The sequence below is a fragment of the Lysobacter concretionis Ko07 = DSM 16239 genome, from assembly GCF_000768345.1.
Classification (GTDB): Bacteria; Pseudomonadota; Gammaproteobacteria; order Xanthomonadales; family Xanthomonadaceae; genus Novilysobacter; species Novilysobacter concretionis.
The window spans coordinates 522045-539994 of record NZ_AVPS01000001.1; the positions used below are offsets into that span (position 1 = coordinate 522045).

13 protein-coding genes are annotated in these 17950 nt (G+C 68.1%); 10 read left to right on the forward strand and 3 right to left on the reverse strand.

The genetic code is table 11. The annotated features are described in order from the left end of the window. Nucleotides 1-89: 89 nt before the first annotated feature. The gene (clpB, locus tag N792_RS02170; RefSeq protein ID WP_036192069.1) at nt 90-2675 is read left to right on the forward strand and encodes an ATP-dependent chaperone ClpB; all 2586 of its coding nucleotides are present in this window, start codon (nt 90-92) and stop codon (nt 2673-2675) included. An 896-nt stretch (nt 2676-3571) separates the two neighbouring features. Here the strand turns inward: clpB and N792_RS02175 are convergent. Further along, the gene (locus N792_RS02175; RefSeq protein ID WP_036192071.1) at nt 3572-5959 is read right to left on the reverse strand and encodes a TonB-dependent receptor plug domain-containing protein; all 2388 of its coding nucleotides are present in this window, start codon (nt 5957-5959) and stop codon (nt 3572-3574) included. A 339-nt stretch (nt 5960-6298) separates the two neighbouring features. Beyond that, a complete protein-coding gene (gene ybaL / locus N792_RS02180; RefSeq protein WP_036192074.1) occupies nt 6299-8002 on the reverse strand; it encodes a YbaL family putative K(+) efflux transporter in 1704 nt (567 codons plus the stop codon). Between the two features lie 99 nt (nt 8003-8101). Between ybaL and N792_RS02185 the strand changes: the two genes are divergently transcribed. After that, nucleotides 8102-10147 (forward strand): ABC-F family ATP-binding cassette domain-containing protein, encoded by a 2046-nt coding sequence (locus N792_RS02185; protein ID WP_036192422.1) that lies wholly within the window; start codon nt 8102-8104, stop codon nt 10145-10147. Between the two features lie 412 nt (nt 10148-10559). On the opposite strand, the gene N792_RS02190 is transcribed toward N792_RS02185, so the two are convergent. Beyond that, entirely contained in the window at nt 10560-11273 is a 714-nt protein-coding gene (locus N792_RS02190) for an SIMPL domain-containing protein (protein ID WP_036192425.1), read from the reverse strand. Between the two features lie 213 nt (nt 11274-11486). On the opposite strand from N792_RS02190, the gene N792_RS02195 reads away from it, so the two are divergent. From N792_RS02195 to ruvA, 8 genes are all read left to right on the forward strand, one after another. Beyond that, the gene (locus N792_RS02195) at nt 11487-11792 is read left to right on the forward strand and encodes an FmdB family zinc ribbon protein (RefSeq protein WP_036192077.1); all 306 of its coding nucleotides are present in this window, start codon (nt 11487-11489) and stop codon (nt 11790-11792) included. A 370-nt stretch (nt 11793-12162) separates the two neighbouring features. Next, a complete protein-coding gene (aspS, locus tag N792_RS02200; RefSeq protein WP_036192080.1) occupies nt 12163-13965 on the forward strand; it encodes an aspartate--tRNA ligase in 1803 nt (600 codons plus the stop codon). Further along, nucleotides 13966-14499 carry a GNAT family N-acetyltransferase gene (locus N792_RS02205; protein ID WP_156969256.1) on the forward strand — a complete coding sequence of 178 codons (534 nt, stop codon included), beginning with the start codon at nt 13966-13968 and terminating at the stop codon, nt 14497-14499. 125 nt (nt 14500-14624) lie between these two features. Continuing rightward, entirely contained in the window at nt 14625-15167 is a 543-nt protein-coding gene (locus N792_RS02210; protein WP_052103266.1) for a DUF3016 domain-containing protein, read from the forward strand. Further along, a complete protein-coding gene (locus N792_RS02215) occupies nt 15164-15844 on the forward strand; it encodes an esterase/lipase family protein (RefSeq protein WP_224743904.1) in 681 nt (226 codons plus the stop codon). Before N792_RS02210 ends, N792_RS02215 begins: the two co-directional genes overlap by 4 nt. A 123-nt stretch (nt 15845-15967) precedes the next feature. After that, a complete protein-coding gene (locus N792_RS02220) occupies nt 15968-16699 on the forward strand; it encodes a YebC/PmpR family DNA-binding transcriptional regulator (RefSeq protein ID WP_036192083.1) in 732 nt (243 codons plus the stop codon). Between the two features lie 81 nt (nt 16700-16780). Then, a complete protein-coding gene (ruvC, locus tag N792_RS02225) occupies nt 16781-17308 on the forward strand; it encodes a crossover junction endodeoxyribonuclease RuvC (protein WP_036192435.1) in 528 nt (175 codons plus the stop codon). A 13-nt stretch (nt 17309-17321) separates the two neighbouring features. Beyond that, on the forward strand, nt 17322-17918 hold the full coding sequence (gene ruvA, locus N792_RS02230; RefSeq protein ID WP_036192086.1) for a Holliday junction branch migration protein RuvA: 597 nt from the start codon (nt 17322-17324) through the stop codon (nt 17916-17918). Nucleotides 17919-17950 lie beyond the last annotated feature (32 nt).

Below are 17950 nucleotides of genomic sequence, written 5' to 3' on the forward strand. Positions count from 1 at the left end.
GGCGACCCGGTCTGGCTTGAACCCGCGCCGAAGGACCGCATCTGGGGTGTATCGCGGCCCCGGGGGCCGCCCTCACGAGGAATCCCGTCATGCGGATGGACAAGCTCACATCGCGCTTCCAGCAGGCGCTGGCCGACGCACAGTCGCTGGCGGTCGGGCGCGACCACAACGTCATCGAACCGGCGCACCTGCTGGTCGCCCTGCTCGACCAGTCCGGCGGCAGTACCCGCCCGCTGCTGTCGCAGGCCGGCGTCAATGTGCCGGTGCTGCGCGAGCGGCTGGGCGAGGCGCTCGACCGGCTGCCGACCGTGTCCGGCCAGGCCGGCAGTGTCAGCGTCGGCAACGACCTGTCGCGGCTGCTCAACCTGACCGACAAGTACGCCCAGCAGCGCGGCGATGCGTTCATCGCCACCGAGCTGTTCGTGCTCGCGGCGCTGGAGGACGGCGGCGAGGCGGGCCGCGCCCTGAAGGCCGCCGGTGGCGACAAGTCCCGCATCGAAGCGGCGATCGAGAAAGTCCGTGGAGGCGAGACCGTGCAATCCGAAAATGCCGAAGACCAGCGTCAGGCGCTGGAGAAATACACGATCGACCTGACCGCGCGTTCGGAGTCCGGCAAGCTCGACCCGGTGATCGGCCGCGACGAGGAAATCCGCCGCACCATCCAGGTGCTGCAGCGCCGGACCAAGAACAACCCGGTGCTGATCGGTGAGCCCGGCGTGGGCAAGACCGCGATCGTCGAAGGGCTGGCCCAGCGCATCATCAACAACGAGGTGCCCGAGGGCCTGCGCGGCAAGCGCGTGCTCAGTTTGGACATGGGCGCACTGATCGCCGGGGCGAAGTTCCGCGGCGAGTTCGAGGAGCGACTGAAGGGCGTGCTCAACGACCTGGCCAAGAACGAAGGCCAGGTGATCCTGTTCATCGACGAGCTGCACACGGTGGTCGGCGCCGGCAAGGCGGAAGGCTCGATGGACGCCGGCAACATGCTCAAGCCGGCGCTGGCGCGTGGTGAGCTGCATTGCATCGGCGCCACCACGCTCGACGAGTACCGCCAGTACATCGAGAAGGACGCCGCGCTGGAGCGCCGGTTCCAGAAGGTGCTGGTCGGCGAGCCGAGCGTGGAGGACACCATCGCGATCCTGCGCGGGCTGAAGGAGAAGTACGCGGTGCACCACGGCGTGGAGATCACCGACCCGGCGATCGTCGCCGCCGCCACGCTGTCGCACCGCTACATCGCCGACCGCCAGCTGCCCGACAAGGCGATCGACCTGATGGACGAGGCCGCCAGCCGCATCCGCATGGAGATCGATTCCAAGCCCGAGGAACTGGACCGCAAGGAGCGCCGGCTGATCCAGCTGAAGATCCAGCGCGAGGCGTTGAAGAAGGAAAAGGACGACGCGAGCAAGCAGCGCCTGGCCGACCTGCAGGCGGAAATCGACACCCTGGAGCGCGAGTTCAACGACCTGGAAGAGGTCTGGAAGGCCGAGAAGGCGATGTTGCAGGGCGCGACGAGGATCAAGGAGCAGATCGAGGCCGCCAAGCTGGAACTGGAGGCCGCCCAGCGCAAGCAGGACTTCGCGAAGATGAGCGAGATCCAGTACGGCCGCCTGCCTGAGCTGGAGAAGCAGGCCCAGGCCGCGCACGAGGCCGAGACCCGCGGTTTCACCCTGCTGCAGGACAAGGTGACCGACGAGGAAATCGCCGAGGTCGTCAGTCGCTGGACCGGCATCCCGGTGGCGAAAATGCTCGAAGGCGAGCGCGAGAAGCTGCTGCAGATGGAGCAGCACCTGCACGCGCGCGTGATCGGCCAGCAGGAGGCGATCCAGGTCGTGTCCGACTCGGTGCGGCGTTCGCGCGCCGGGCTGTCCGATCCGAACCGGCCGTCCGGCTCGTTCCTGTTCCTCGGCCCCACCGGCGTGGGCAAGACCGAGCTGTGCAAGGCGCTGGCGAATTTCCTGTTCGATTCGGACGACGCGATGATCCGCATCGACATGAGCGAGTTCATGGAGAAGCACGCGGTCAGCCGGCTGGTCGGTGCGCCGCCGGGCTATGTCGGCTACGAGGAAGGCGGTTACCTCACCGAGGCGGTGCGCCGCCGGCCGTACAGCGTGATCCTGCTCGACGAGGTCGAGAAGGCGCACCCGGACGTGTTCAACATCCTGCTGCAGGTGCTCGACGACGGTCGCCTGACCGACGGCCAGGGCCGCACGGTCGACTTCCGCAACACCGTGATTGTGATGACCAGCAACCTGGGCAGCCAGATGATCCAGGAGATGGACGCTGACGACAGCCCGGAGGGCTACACCCAGATGAAGGCGGCGGTGATGGGCGTGGTGCAGAGCCACTTCCGTCCGGAATTCATCAACCGGCTCGACGACATCGTGGTGTTCCACTCGCTGGACAAGCAGCAGATCCGCGAGATCGCCCGGATCCAGCTGCACGGTCTGGACAAGCGCCTGGCCGAGCGTGGTTTGACGCTGGAATTGTCCGACGGTGCGTTGTCGCTGTTGGCCGATGTCGGCTTCGACCCGGTGTATGGCGCGCGGCCGCTGAAGCGGGCAATCCAGCAGCAGCTGGAGAATCCGCTGGCGACGAAGATCCTGTCAGGCGAATTCGCCAGCGGCGAAACGATCCATGTCGATGCCGAAGGCGGCGCACTGGTCTTCCGGAAGGGGTGAGCGCAGGCGGCTTGCGCGGCAGTGCCGCGCGCTTGGGCGAACGCCCGGTGCAGCGCGCCGGGCCGGGTTGGACTGGATCAAGCGGCTTGCGCGGCACTGCCGCGCGCTTGGGCGAACGCCCGGCGTGCTGCGTCGGGCCGGGCCGGACTGAATCAGGCGGCTTGCGCGGCTTTGCCGCGCGGCTGGGCGAACGCCCGGTGCGCGGTGTCGGCTGGGCCGGAGTTAAAAGCGGGCCCTGTCGAACCGTGAAGCATCGGGCAGTTGAATGGCGACACAGCAAAACAGCAGCTTCGATGATTTGCACGCTGCGGGTGCCGGGCCGCGGGGGCGATTGCTCACCCCTCGGTCAGGGCGTCCTGCCCTGACTCGGGGCCGCAAACCATCCATGGTTTGATTTACGCAATACCCCCGCACCCCGACACCCGCGGACAGTTGAGCTGGCTTCGGCGAGCAGGACTTCGGAGATTTTTCCGGCGTGTGCCGAGTTGGGAGATTCGATCAGGCACCCCTTCTCCCGCGGTGGCGCCCGAAGGGTATGCGGAGCTGAGAAGGTGCCGAAGGGCGGACGCCCCGAAGGAAGCACCCTTGGGGTGTGAGGGTGGTTGCAACGGTAAATGTGATTGGTGGGCTTCGCTTCTTGCGTTCTTCTTCTACAGAACGTTGTCAATTACTTGCCGATGCGGCGTCCTGCCGGGGTGTTGCGTAGAGCGGACATGGATGTCCGCGGCGGCGAGTCGGGCATGGATGCCCGATCGAGCCGAGGAGCAATCCCCCGGCAGGGCGTCGCTGCTGCCGAAGCCCTTGGCCCCCAACTGCGCACTTTCGAGAACGCATGAAAAAGCCTCCCCACCAATAAGGCGGGGAGGCTTTGTGTCACACAGGCACCGCGGCGGCGCTTACCAGCGGTAGCCGATCTTCGCGTACATGTACGCACCGTTGAAACCGAACGGCGAGGCCGAGTTGTACGGGAACTGGCCGTTGGTCGAGTTGCCGAAGATGTTCTCGTCCGGGTACTCGTTGAGCACGTTGTCGCCACCCAGGGTGAAGCTCCAGCGGTCGAGGTGGTAGGTCGCAGCCAGGTCGACCAGCCACTTGGCGCCGTAGGTCTGGTCGTTGGCCGAAGCGTTGGGCGTGGTCTGGAAGCTGCCGTAGCGGGTGGTGCCGGCAAGGAACGTCCAGTCCTGCACCTTCCAGGTACCGCTGAGGACGAACTTGTCGCGCGGGAAGCCCTTCTCGATCCGGCCCCGCTCGGCGCGGTCGAGGCGCTCCAGGTTCAGGCCGCCGGTCTCCAGCTCGGGCGGGTTCGCCGCGACCCGGGTGATCTCGGTCTTGGAATAGTTGTAGCCGCCGGTCAGGTTGAAGCTGCCGTTGGCCAGATCCCAGCGGTAGCTGCCGACGATGTCGATGCCGCGCGTGCGGGTGTCGATCGCGTTGGTGAAGTAGCGGCCGCCGGTGACGCCGAAGATGCCGCGCGCCTCCAGGAACCGGCGCACCGCATCACCGGTGAGGTTGGACGACAGCACGATGCGGTCATCCACGTCGACCTGGTAGGCGTCGGCGGTGATGTACAGGCGGTCGACCGGCTGCAGCACCAGGCCGAGGCTGTAGGAAGTCGCCTCCTCCGGCTGCAGCGGTTCCGCGCCGAGGGCGCGCGCGATCTCGCCGGCGGCCGGGAAGGTGCGGATCTCGAACGGGTCGGTGATGCCGGCAATGAAGGTGGTGCTGGTGGTCTGGAAGTTCTGCTGCGACAGCGACGGTGCGCGGAAGCCGGTGGAGATCGTGCCACGCAGGGCTACCGCATCGGTGAACTCGTAGCGGCCGGACAGCTTGCCCGAGGTCTGGTTGCCGAAATCGCTGTAGTCCTCGAATCGGATGGCGGCGCCGCCGGAGAAGCGCTCGGTGAAGCTGGCCTCCAGGTCGGCGTACAGCGCGTAGCTGTCACGCGAGTAATGGCCGGCATCGCTGGCGCGGAAACCCGGGAAGCCCTGCGCGCCCGACGCGATCGGGGGCGGCAACGGGCCCTGGCGCCAGGAGTCGGGCTCACCCGGCGACTGGTTCCACTTTTCCTCGCGGTATTCGCCACCGAATGCGAGGTTGACCGGGTACGCCAGCCCCCAGTCGAACTGCCGGCTGAGATCGAAGTTGACGATGTTCTGGGTGACCTCCAGCGCGCCGTCGTAGAACGAGGTCGGCGAGCTCGGCCCGAGGCTCGCGTTGAGCGTGTTGCGGGTATGGAAGTCCAGGTGGTTGTAGCCGTAGTTGTAGCTCAGGTCCCACTTCCAGTCGCCGGCGTCGCCGCGCAGGCCGGCCACCAGCGAGCGGTCATCGGCGATGTTGTTGATGCGCGGCAGGAAGCCGTCCGGGTAGATCGACGGAATGTTCTGGTTGGGGTTGCGCGGCGCGCGGAAGAACGCGAACGAGGTGATGTCGCGCTCGCTCGCCATACCGAATGCGTACAGCTCCATCGTGTCCGACAGCGGCACCACGGTATTCAGCGACAGCGCCCAGCTTTCGACCTCGGGATCGCCGTAGACGAAGGCCTTCTGGCCCAGCGCGGGCTGGGTCGGACTCGGCGTGCCGGCAAACGGGCGGGCGCGGTTGGTCGAATCCTGGTCGCCGACCTGCGCGGCGATATGCAGGAAGCCGCCGGTATCGCCGAGCGCGATGCCGGTATCGCCCGCGAGCTGCCACTGCTTGCCGTCGCCGGCGGAGTACTGGCCGTAGGTGGCATCGATGCTGCCGCCGCTGCCGGCACCTTTGAGCACGATGTTGACCACGCCGGCGATCGCGTCCGAACCGTACTGCGCGGAGGCGCCGTCACGCAGCACTTCGACGCGTTCGATCGCCGAAACCGGAATCGCATTGAGGTCGACCGGCGAGGAGCCGCGGCCCTGGCTGCCGTTGACGTTCAACAGCGCGGTGGTGTGGCGGCGCTTGCCGTTGACCAGCACCAGCACCTGGTCGGGAGCGAGGCCGCGCAGCTGCGCTGGACGGATCGCGCTGGTGCCGTCGGTCAGTGCGGGGCGTGGGAAGTTCAGCGAGGGCAGGGCACGCGACAGCGCGGTGGCCAGCTCGGTGGTGCCGGTCGACTGCAGGACCTCGGGCGTGATGATGTCGATCGGTGAGGTCGACTCGGCGACCGTGCGGTCGCTGACCCTGGTGCCGGTGACGATGACCTGGTCCAGCGTGGTGGCATCACTTTTTGGCGTCGGCGCGGTCTGTGCGAAGGCGACCGGTGCAGCGAGTGCGAGAGCTATGGCCAGGTGCAGGCGGCTTGGCGTCATTGTGGTTCCCCGGAGTGGCCGCGTATACGGCGTGACATCCGATTAACGCAAAAATAGCGCGGTCGTCAAATAGACCTTGGTGGAATGGTCGGACGACATAGCTGGAATGAAGTGCGGCGATCGCATGCTGTCGCGTAGTCGACGACGAGCGTGTTTGCAGTCGGGCAGAGACGGTCGGCCGGCAATTTTTCAGGACGCTTCTCGCCTGCGACACGAGTGCGCCTGCCGGGTATCCCGGCCAGTCGCTCCACGAAATTCGCTTGGTGTCCGGGACACCCGGCAGGCGCTTCCGGATGCGGCAGTGGCTGGCAGGGAAAGCCGAAAGACAGCCCCCTGGCGTCAGCCGGGGCTGAGCCGTGGCAAATGGTGGTCGCCGCGGTAAGACGGCGTGGCGATCACCATCTCGGCCAGGCTGTGGGCGAGTTCGCGCTCGGCCATCACCACCCCGTCGGCGCCGTGCTCCAGCAGGTGCTGGACCTCGGCATCGGTGTGCGCGCGGGCCAGCAGGGTCAGCGACGGGTTGATCGCGCGCAGCTTGGCCAGCGCCTCGCCGGCTTCCAGTGGCTGCGGGATCGCCAGGATCGCAATGGTGGCTTTTTCCGGGTGCGCCTCGACCAGTACCCGGTCGGCGGCGGCACTGCCGCGGATCGCGGGGATGCCCGCGGCGTGCGCGCGGTCGACGTGATGGCCGCTGTCGTCGATGACCACCACCGGCACGTCGTGGCTGCGCAGCAGGTTGACCAGTTCGGCGCCGACGCGGCCGTAGCCGATCACGATGGCGTGGTTGCTCACGTCCAGCGACGGCCCCGGCAGCGGACCCAGGTCGGCCTGCTCCTCGGCCAGCCGTGCGTGCCGCGCCTGCCACTTGTCGACCAGCACGAAGATCAGCGGGTTGAGCATGATCGTGATCAGCGCGCCGGCCAGGACCAGGTCCTGCGCCTCCTTGTTCATGATCTGCAGCGTCACGCCGAGGCCGGCGATGATGAACGCGAACTCGCCGATCTGCGCCAGGCTGGCGGAAATGGTGATGGCGGTGATGTTCGGGTAGCCGAACGCGCGCACGATTACATACGCGGCCGCGGACTTGCCGAACAGGATGATCAGCACGGTCGCCAGCACGTGCAGGGGGTGCTCGACCAGGATCCGCGGGTCGAACAACATGCCGACCGAGACGAAGAACAGCACCGCGAACGCATCGCGCAACGGCAGCGAGTCGCTGGCGGCCTTGTGGCTGAGTTCGGACTCGTTGAGCAGCAGGCCGGCGAAGAACGCGCCCAGTGCGAACGACACCCCGAACAGTTCGGCCGAGCCGTAGGCCACGCCCAGCGCGATCGACAGCACCGCCAGGGTGAACAGCTCGCGCGAGCCGCTGCCGGCGGTGCGCTCCAGCACCCACGGGATCACCCGCCGACCGACCACCAGCATCACCGCGACGAAGGCCGCCACCTGCACCATCGTCAGCGCGATGGCGACCACGATCGACCCGAATGTATGCACCTCGCCGCCGGCGACCGGATGCATGATCGAGCCCAGCACCGGCATCAGCACCAGCGCGACCACGCAGGCCAGGTCCTCGACGATCAGCCAGCCGACCGCGATCTTGCCGCGCTTGGTGTCGAGCAGCCGGCGATCCTCCATTGCCCGCAGCAGCACCACGGTGCTGGCGGTGGCCAGCGAAAACCCGAACACCAGGCCGTGCAGGGTCGACCAGCCCATCAGCGAGGCCAGCCCCCAGCCCAGCAGGGTGGCGACGGTGATCTGCACCATCGCGCCGGGAATCGCGATCCACTTGACCGCCATCAGATCCTTGATCGAGAAATGCAGGCCGACGCCGAACATCAGCAGCATCACGCCGATCTCGGCCAGTTGGCTGGCCAGGTCCTGGTCGCCGACGAAGCCGGGCGTGTACGGGCCGGCGACGATGCCCGCCACCAGGTAACCCACCAGCGGCGAGAGCCGCAACCGATTGGCCAGCGCGCCGAACAGGAAGGCCAGCAGCAGCCCCACGGCGATGATGCTGATCAGGTCGGTTTCGTGGGGCATCGGGGATCCGGTCGGCTTAGCCGCCCAATCATGTGGGTCGGCGCCGGCCGGTACAAGCAAAAAAGCCGGTGCTTCCGGCCGCACCCGTACAATGACGGCATGATCGCCTTCAAAGATTTCGCCCTTCGTCGCGGCGAACGCCTGCTGCTGTCCAAAGTCGACCTGGTCCTTCAGGCCGGTTGGCGAGTGGGCGTGATCGGCCGCAACGGCACCGGCAAATCCTCGCTGTTCGCCGCCATGCAGGGCCAGCTGGAAGCCGACCAGGGCGACTTGGGCATCCCCAGCCGGGTGCGCATCGCCGCCGTCGCCCAGGAAACCCCGTCGCTGCCGGACCCTGCGCTGGACTTCGTGCTGTCAGGCGATGCCGCCGTGCACGCGGCGATCCAGGCCGAGGCCAATGCGTTTGCGAACGAGGACTGGGAAGGCGTCGCCGCGGCCCATCACCGGCTGGAGGAGCTCAACGGTTACGACGCCAGTGCGCGCGCAGGCAAGTTGCTTCACGGGCTCGGGTTTTCCGCCGACACCCACGGGCGCGCGGTCAGCACGTTTTCCGGTGGCTGGCGCGTACGCCTCAACCTCGCCCGCGCCCTGATGACCCCGTCCGACCTGCTGCTGCTCGACGAGCCGACCAACCACCTGGATCTGGATGCCGTGCTGTGGCTGGAGCAATGGCTGCTGAAGTACCCCGGCACCCTGTTGCTGATCAGCCACGACCGCGAGTTCCTCGACGAGGTCACCACCCACACGCTGCATCTGAACGATGGCAAGGCCAAGCTTTACAGCGGCAACTACACGGCCTTCGAGCGCCAGCGCGCCGAGCACCTGCGGCTGCAGCAGATCACCCACGAGAAGGCGCAGGCCGAGCGTGCCCACCTGCAGAGCTTCATCGACCGTTTCAGCGCCAGCGCGGCGAAGGCCAAACAGGCGCAGTCGCGGGTCAAGCGGCTGGCGAAGATGGCCGGCACCGAGGCGGTGCGCATCGAGCGCGCGTTGCGGATCGAGTTCCCCGCCCCGGCCAAGTTGCCGCATGCCCTGCTGCGGCTGGCGCATGCGGATTGTGGCTATGTCGTTGCTGATGCTGTCCCCCAAGGGGACTTGCTGCGCGGCGGAGGAGCGGCATCAGCTGCGAACCAGAATCATCCGCCGGCGTCGGATCCGGTGCCCGCTGAAGCCGCTCCTGCGAAAATGGGAGCCTCGACCGGCCCTGCGCAGCGCGCAGGGCATTCGGGCGTGCGCGAGCCGGTGGCTCGCGAGCAGCACGCCCTCATCCTCCACGACGTCGGTTTCATCCTCGAGGCCGGCGACCGCGTGGCGTTGCTGGGCCCGAACGGTGCGGGCAAGTCGACCCTCGTGAAGAGCCTGGTCGGCGATCTGCCCCTGCTGGCCGGTGAGCGCAGCGGCCATCCCGACCTGCGGATCGGCTATTTCGCCCAGCACACCGTGGAGTCCCTGCGTGCCGGCACCAGCGCGATCGACCACCTGGCCGACATCGCGCCCGGCGTGGCGACCCAGCAGCTGCGCGATTTCCTCGGCAAGTGGAATTTCCCCGGCGACCGCGCGTTCGAGTCGGTCGATGTGTTCTCCGGCGGCGAACGCGCGCGCCTGGCGCTGGCGCTGATCGCGTGGCGGCAGCCGAACGTGCTGCTGCTCGATGAACCCACCAACCACCTGGACCTGGACATGCGCGAGGCATTGGCCGAGGCGCTGGACGGGTTCGAAGGCGCGATCGTGCTGGTCTCGCACGACCGGCATCTGATCGGCCTGGTCTGCGACACCTTCTGGCGGGTCGCCGATGGCGTCGCGCAGCCGTTTGACGGTGACCTGGACGAGTACGCGAGCTGGTTGCGCTCACGCGACAGTTCCAATGACGGCAAGGGCAGCGTCAAGCCCGCAGCGGTCGCCGAACCGCCCGCGAAGCCGCGCAAGGGCAAGGCCAACCCGTACAAGCTAGCCAGGGCCGAAGAGCGCGTGACGGCGCTGGAAGCACAACTGCTCGCACTGGACGCTGAACTCGCCGACCCGGCGACCTACGCCGATGGCGGCGCCCGCGGCGTGGAGCTGGCTCGCCAGCAAGCCGAATTGCGTGCCGAGCTGGATCAGGCCGAGGCCGAACTGCTGGCCCTGTACGAAGCCGACGCCGCCTGAGTCCAGAGGGGCGTGTCTGCCGTTCGCACTCCGTTGTCCTGCCTCGGCCAAAGCGATTGCAGGAGCGGCTTCAGCCGCGACCTGTCCATCGCCAACATACGTAGGTTCGCGGCTGAAGCCGCTCCTGCAGCCGAGGGAAGTTCCCGCACGACACGTAGCCACGCCCCCCGGCAGGAGCGACGTCAGTCGCGAACGCGCAGGAAATCGTGCACCCGGCTGACCGATCCGCGTCCATCCATGCCGGAGGACAGATCGGTTTGTGGGTGGACTGGCCGCCCCGCCCGCGTCGACTGCCGTGTTCCTGCCGGGTCGCGACTGACGTCGCTCCTACCACTGGGTGGTTGCCTCGGGGTCGTGCCGCGCGCCGCTGGCTCGTACCACGCGTTCGTGCGCCGCGCGGCGGCGATCGCCATCAATCACGCAGAAAATACTCCACCGTGGTCACCACGCGCACGCGCTTGATCTGCGGGCTGCTCTGGTCGCGGTTGCTGATGCTGACCACACCCTGGTTGGCGCTGCGGATGCCGCCCAGGCGGGAGTCGGAATCCTTGGCGAACTGGACCGCGGAGTCGCGTGCGGCGGCCGTGGCTTCGGCGATCAGGCCGGGCTTGATGTCATTCAGCGTGGTGTAGTCGAACTCGGGCGAGCTGCCTTCCCCGATCATCACCCCGCGGCTGACCAGCTCGCCGGTGCGACGCAGAGCCTCCAGCGCCGCCGGCACGTTGCCCGTGCGCAGGCTCACGGTGGTCGAGTAGCGGTAGCGCTCGGGCGGCCGGTTGTCGCCATACGCCCAGGCCCAGCGGTCTTCCAGTCCGGGCGGGGCGACCACGATGTCCCCGGGCTGGAAGCCGGCCTCGGTGAAGAACTCGCGGATGATCGCGGTATTGGCATCGAGCCGGCGCTGCACATCGGCCAGGTCGTTGCCGCCGACGCTGTGCGGCAAGGGCCAGACCACCAGGTCGGCATCGACGATCTTCTCCGCCGAGCCCTTGACGGTGACGTAGCGGTCGGCGGTCTTGAGCCGGGCCATGCCCTGGGCGGCGAACCAGCCGGCACCGGCAACGCCGATCGCGAGCAGCGCGGCGGCGACAATCAGGATGACGGGTCGGACGGTATGCAGGGGCATCGCGGTGATCCGGTGGGACGGGCTCACCAGCGTACCGGCAAAGTGCGGGAGCGGCATGGATCGACGAGCCCCACGCGGCCCCGGGGCCTTGATTTGGCCCGGGTCGTCCCCACCCTTCGCGCTGGCCGCGACACCGCCACCGACACACTCTCGAACCGGGTCGATCAGATGCGCATCTGGTCGCCTCTTCGATCAACCAGGATTTTCGTCTCCATGCCGATCTATGCCTTTGAATGCGCCGCCTGCGGGCACGAGTTCGACCGTCTGCAGAAGCTCTCCGATGCCGATCCGACCGATTGCCCGGCCTGCGCCCAGCCGCAGTTGAAGCGCCAGTTGACCGCCCCGCAGTTCCGCCTTGCCGGCACGGGCTGGTACGAGACCGATTTCAAGAAGGACGGCGAGAAGAAGCGCAACCTGGTCGGCGGTGATGGTGCGGGGAAGCCGTCGGAGTCCAAGAGTGACGCGGCGGCCGCATCGAAGCCGGCCGAAGCCAAATCAGAGCCGAAACCGGCTGCCTGAGCGGCGTCAGGAAGTGGCACTGCCCCTCCGCCCACGCCCTCTCTCCGGCTGCCGACGCTTAAAGCAACAGCAACAACGTTCCGCCACGATTGGTCTTGCAGGGCGCTTTCAAGTGAATACCGAAGACGAAGCCACTCACACGCCGACGCGGCGTCTGATGTGGGGGTTGCGGACAGCAGGCCATGGATGGCCTGCGGCGTTGAGTCAGGGCAGGACGCCCTGACCGAACCGGGGAGCAACCCCCACACCGGGCGGCGCCCATCCGAAGACCACAAGCTCCCCTTGCATTCAAACAAGCGCACACCCGCAGCCCCGCTAAACTACCCGGCTAGCCGGCCTGGACCGGCTGTCATCGCACCCCGGAGCCCTCATGCGTACCCACTTCTGCGGCCTGATCGACGAATCGATGATCGGCCAGAGCGTCACCCTGTGCGGCTGGGCCGACGTCGCCCGCGACCTCGGCGGCCTGTGCTTCATCGACCTGCGTGACCACGAGGGCATCGTCCAGGTGGTCGCCGAGCCCGACAGCGCCGCCGAAGGCAATGCCGCGGTCATCGCCACCGCCGCCCAGGTCGGCTACGAGGACTGCCTGCGGATCACCGGCACGGTGCGCAAGCGCCAGGCGGTCAACAACAGGGTCCCGACCGGCCAGGTCGAAGTGGTGGCCACGCACATCGAGGTGCTGAACAAGGCCGAGCCGCTGCCGTTCCACGCCCACGAGAACCCGGGCGAGGACATCCGTCTGAAGTACCGCTATCTGGACCTGCGCACGCCGGAGATGCAGCGCAAGATGCGCACCCGGACGAAGTTGGTACAGGCGCTGCGGCGCTGGCTGGACGCGCGCGGGTTCCAGGACATCGAGACCCCGATCCTGACCAAGGCCACGCCGGAGGGTGCGCGCGACTTCCTGGTGCCGGCGCGGATGCACCCGGGCGAGTTCTACGCGTTGCCGCAGAGTCCGCAGCTGTTCAAGCAGATCCTGATGGTGGCCGGCTTCGACCGCTACTACCAGATCGCCCGCTGCTTCCGTGACGAGGCGCTGCGCGCCGACCGCCAGCTCGAATTCACCCAGCTCGACATGGAGTTCGCCTGGGTCGAGGAGTCCGACGTGCAGGACACCGCCGAGGCGATGATCCGCGACGCATTCCGCGACGTGATGCAGGTCGAACTGGCCCAGCCGTTCCCGCGCATCACCTGGGCGGAGGCGATGCGCCGCTTCGGTTCCGACAAGCCGGACCTGCGCATCGAGATGGAGTTCACCGACATCGCCGAGCTGGTCAAGGGCTGCGAATTCAAGGTGTTCACCGACTGGGCCAACGCCGAGGACGGCCGCGTGATCGCGCTGCGCGCACCCGGAGCGGCGAGCCTGTCGCGCAAGCAGATCGACGACATCGGCGCGCACGCCGCCAAGTACGGCGCGAAGGGTCTGGCGTGGATGAAGATCGAGGACCCCGCGCAGGGCCGCGAGGGCGTCAACTCGCCGATCGCGAAGTTCCTCGATGACGCGACCCTCGCCGCGATCCTGCAGGCGACCGGCGCGCAGGGAGGCGATCTGGTCCTGTTCGGCGCGGCCGCCTACAACACCGCCTCGGAATTCATGGGCGCGGTGCGGCTCAAGCTGGGCAAGGATCTGGGACTGGTGCGCGAGGGCTGGGCACCGTTGTGGGTGACGGACTTCCCGATGTTCGAGTGGGACGACGAAGCGCAGCGCTACGTGGCCCTGCATCACCCGTTCACCGCGCCGGCGGTGGATGACGTCGCCGAACTGCAGGCGAATGCGAAGACCGCGGTCTCGCGCGGCTACGACATGGTGCTCAACGGCAACGAGATCGGCGGCGGTTCGATCCGCATCCACCGCCCGGCGATGCAGTCGGCGGTGTTCGAACTGCTGGGCATCGATGCCGGGGAGGCGCAGGCCAAGTTCGGCTTCCTGCTCGACGCGCTCAGATACGGCGCACCGCCGCACGGCGGCATCGCGTTCGGCATCGACCGCATCGCCGCACTGATGGCCGGCACCGAGTCGATCCGCGACGTGATCGCGTTCCCGAAGACCACCGGCGCGCAGTGCCCGATGACCGGCGCGCCGTCGCCGATTCCCGACGCGCAGTTGGCCGAGGTGCACGTGTCGGTCCGGCCGAAGCCGGCCAAGGTCGACGAGCCCGCGGCGGAATAAGTGGCGCCGGACCCCGTCATCCGCCGCGCCACGCCGGCCGATGCCGGGGTGCTGTCGCAACTGGCCAGGCGAACCTTCGTCGAAACCTTCGGGCACCTGTACCCGGACGCGGACCTGCAGGCGTTTCTGGCCGAGAGCTACGCGGTCGAACGCCAGCGGACGATCCTGGCCCATCCCGATTACGCGGTCTGGCTGCTCGAGCGCGACGGCGTGGCGATCGGCCACGCCGCGGCCGGCCCGTGCGGTCTGCCGCATCCGCAGGTGGGCAGCACGGACGGAGAGCTCAAACGCCTGTACCTGCTGCAGCACGCGCAGAACGGCGGCTGGGGCGGGAAGCTGTTCCAGACCGCGCTGGACTGGTTGCAGCGCGATGGCCCGCGCACGCTGTGGATCGGCGTGTGGTCGCGGAACTTCGGCGCGCAACGTTTCTACGCGCGGCACGGTTTCGAGCACGTCGGCGATTACGGGTTTCCGGTCGGCCGCGTGCGCGACCACGAGTTCATCCTGCGCCGACGCGCGGACTGGACCGGCTGAAGCCGGCAACGCCGGATCGGCATGCAGGTTCGGCCTGACGGGTGGCCTGCCAGCGCGATGAGCCGGACATCGCGGATACCGGGATCAGGGCAGAATGCGGGCTCTGCCGTTGCGAGGAATCCGCCATGAAATCCCCGATCGCCATGACCTGGGCTTTTGCGCTGTCGCTGGCCCTGGCCGGCTGCGCCACCACACCGCTTGTCGGCAGCGGTCCGGGGCAACTGGCGGACGAGGGAACGGTGCAGGTGGCCTGGCGGGATCCGGCCGGGTTCCGTGAAATCACCTACGGGCAGGACCGGGTCGAGACCCTGCGTGGGGGCTGGGTGCGACAACTGGCGCAGTACCTGCGCAGCCAGGCCGAGCGCCGGTTGCCGCCTGGCGAACGGTTGCAGGTCACGTTCATCGACATCGACCGGGCCGGCGAGTACGAACCCTGGCTCGGCCCGCGGTACGACGATGTGCGGATCATGCGCGACATCTACCCGCCGCGGATCCGGCTGGAGTTCCGCCGCCTGGATGCGGGCGGGCAGGTGCTGGCCGGGGGCGAGCGGCACCTGGTCGGCAGCGACTACCTGTCGCGCTCGACCCTGACCCGCAGCGACGATCCGCTGCGGTACGAGAAGCAGCTGCTCGATGACTGGCTGCGCCGGGAGTTCAAGACGCCGTGAGGCCCGCTGCGGATGCCGCGCCGGAGGGCCCCGCGACCACGCAGCCTGCCTCGACGACGGGCGCCGGCCGACGGGTGGTGGTCCTGCACGGACTGTGGATGCCGCGGGTGTCGATGCGCTGGCACGCCCGGCAGTTGCGCCGGGCCGGCTTCCACCCCGTCGTGTTCGGTTACGCGGGCGTCGCCGGAGGGCCCGAGGCGGCGATGTCGGGGCTGCGGGCCCTGCTGCGCGAGCCGGCCGACATCCTCGCCCACAGCCTGGGCGGATTGATCGCGGTGCGGACGCTGGAGCAGGACCCCGGATTGCCGGTCCAGCGGGTGGTCTGCCTCGGCTCGCCGCTGTGCGGCAGCGCGGCCGCCCGCGGGATGGCCCGGTTCGGCCTGGGCAGCATCTCGCTGGGGCGCGCCGCCAGCCTGCTGCGCGAAGGGTGTGAGCCGTGGCGCGGCCCGGCGCAACTGGGCGTGGTGGCCGGCAATCTCGGCCTCGGGCTGGGGCGGGTGTTCGGCCATTTCCAGGGCGGCAACGACGGCACCGTTGCGGTCGATGAAACCCGGCTGCCGGGCGAGTCCGACCACATCGTGTTGCCGACCAGCCACAGCGGCATGCTGCTGTCGCCGGACGTGTCCGCCCAGGCGATCCATTTCCTCGCCCACGGCCACTTTGCGCACCGGCGCTGAATCCTTGCCGGGCGGGCCCTGCAGCGGGCATCGGCGCGGGCTGGCGGGTGGCGGCGTTTCCGCCGGACACCGCCGGTTCGAGTAAAGTAGCCGGCTGTCACAGCTCACTTATTGGACACTCTCATGGGTAGGGGACCGTCGATCGAGGGTCGCAAGAACGCCTCGGACGCCAAGCGCGGCAAGATCTTCACCAAGCTCATCCGCGAGATCTCCGTCGCGGCCCGGGCCGGCGGTGGCGACCCCACGAGCAACCCGCGCCTGCGCTCCGCGATCGAGAAGGCCTACAGCGCCAACATGACCAAGGACGTGGTCGAGCGCGCGGTCAAGAAGGCCACCGGCGAGCTGGAAGGCGTCAACTACGAGGAGATCCGCTACGAGGGCTATGCCCCCGGCGGCGTGGCGGTGATCGTCGACTGCCTGACCGACAACAAGGTCCGCACCGTCGCCGATGTGCGCCATGCGTTCGGCAAGTTCGGCGGCAACCTGGGCACCGACGGCTCGGTCGCGTTCATGTTCAACAAGGTCGGCGTGCTGACCTACGCGGCCAATGCCGACGAGGACGGCATCACCGAGGCCGCCATCGAGGCGGGCGCGGACGATGTCGTCGTGTATCCGGAGGATGGCGCGATCGAGGTCTTCACCAGCCAGGAGACGTTCGAGGCGGTCAAGGACGCGATGGTCGCGGCCGGCCACGCGCCGGGCCACGCCGAGGTCACCTACCGCGCCGACAACGACATTGCCGTCGAAGGCGAGGTGGCGCAGCAGGTGGTCAAGCTGCTGGACTGGCTGGAGGACCTGGACGACGTGCAGAACGTCTACTCCAACGCCGAGCTCGGCGAGGGTGCCTACGCCTGACGGCGTAAGCAGACCGGCAAGGTGGTTCCCAACGAGGCGATTCCGGACAAGATGGCTCCCGGCAAGGCGATCCCGGGCAAGGTGGTCCGGATCCTTGGAATCGACCCCGGTTCACAACGCACCGGCATCGGCGTGATCGATGTGGCCGCCGACGGGCGCTGCCGGTTCGTCCATTGCGAGGCGTTGAAGCTGCTCGACGCGCCCGACTTCCCTTCGCGGCTGGGTTTGCTGTGCGAGGGTCTGGAGCGGGTGCTGGACGCCTGGCAGCCGCACCAGGTCGCGATCGAGACCGTGTTCATGGACAAGTCGGCGATGTCGGCGCTGAAGCTCGGCCACGCGCGCGGCGCGGCGCTGGCGACGGTGGTGCGGCGCAAGCTGGTGATCAGCGAGTACGCTCCGCGCGTCATCAAGCAGTCGCTGGTCGGGCGCGGTGCGGCCGACAAGTTGCAGGTGCAGCACATGGTGCGGTTGTTGCTGAACCTGGCGGAGATGAAACTGCAGGCCGACGCCGCCGATGCACTGGCGGTCGCCCTGACCCACGCGCACATGAGCGCCACCGCGATCCGCACCGGATTGGCGGTGACGGATTTACGGAGACGCGGTACATGATCGGCAGACAGCCATGATTGGCAGGCTCAAGGGCATCGTCATCCACAAGCAGCCGCCGTGGCTGGTGGTGGACGTCAACGGCGTGGGTTACGAGCTGGAGGCGCCGATGAGCACCTTCTACGACCTGCCCGAACTCGGCCGCGAGGTGTCGTTGTTCACCCATTACGCGCAGAAGGAGGACAGCGTCTCGCTGTACGGTTTCCTGCGCGATTCCGAGCGGCGGCTGTTCCGCGAGGTGCAGAAGGTCAAGGGGATCGGCGCGAAGATTGCCTTGGCCGTGCTGTCGGGCGTCAGCGTCGACGAGTTCGCGCGCACCGTCCAGGCCAGCGACGTGGCCGCCTTGACCCGCATTCCCGGCATCGGCAAGAAGACCGCCGAACGGATGGTGGTGGAACTGCGCGACCGCGCCGGCGACATGGTCGGCGACGGCGTGGCGCTGTTCGCCCCCGAGGGCGTGCCGCGCGACCCGCAGAGCGAGGCGGTGATCGCGTTGCAGCAACTGGGCTACAAGCCGGCCGAGGCGGCCCGCATGGTCCGCGATGCCGCGCCGGCGGCCGACGACGATGCTGCCTCCATCATCCGCAAGGCGCTACAGTCCGCCCTTCGCTGACGTACGGCCGGGCATTCCCGGTTCCGATCCGA

Excerpts from the sequence above, each read along its gene's own strand:
- clpB (WP_036192069.1), top strand. The coding sequence starts at position 90 with ATGCGGATGGACAAGCTCACATCGCGCTTCCAGCAGGCGCTGGCCGAC.
- N792_RS02175 (WP_036192071.1), bottom strand. The coding sequence starts at position 5,959 with ATGACGCCAAGCCGCCTGCACCTGGCCATAGCTCTCGCACTCGCTGCA.
- ybaL (WP_036192074.1), bottom strand. The coding sequence starts at position 8,002 with ATGCCCCACGAAACCGACCTGATCAGCATCATCGCCGTGGGGCTGCTG.
- N792_RS02185 (WP_036192422.1), top strand. The coding sequence starts at position 8,102 with ATGATCGCCTTCAAAGATTTCGCCCTTCGTCGCGGCGAACGCCTGCTG.
- N792_RS02190 (WP_036192425.1), bottom strand. The coding sequence starts at position 11,273 with ATGCCCCTGCATACCGTCCGACCCGTCATCCTGATTGTCGCCGCCGCG.
- N792_RS02195 (WP_036192077.1), top strand. The coding sequence starts at position 11,487 with ATGCCGATCTATGCCTTTGAATGCGCCGCCTGCGGGCACGAGTTCGAC.
- aspS (WP_036192080.1), top strand. The coding sequence starts at position 12,163 with ATGCGTACCCACTTCTGCGGCCTGATCGACGAATCGATGATCGGCCAG.
- N792_RS02210 (WP_052103266.1), top strand. The coding sequence starts at position 14,625 with ATGAAATCCCCGATCGCCATGACCTGGGCTTTTGCGCTGTCGCTGGCC.
- N792_RS02220 (WP_036192083.1), top strand. The coding sequence starts at position 15,968 with ATGGGTAGGGGACCGTCGATCGAGGGTCGCAAGAACGCCTCGGACGCC.
- ruvA (WP_036192086.1), top strand. The coding sequence starts at position 17,322 with ATGATTGGCAGGCTCAAGGGCATCGTCATCCACAAGCAGCCGCCGTGG.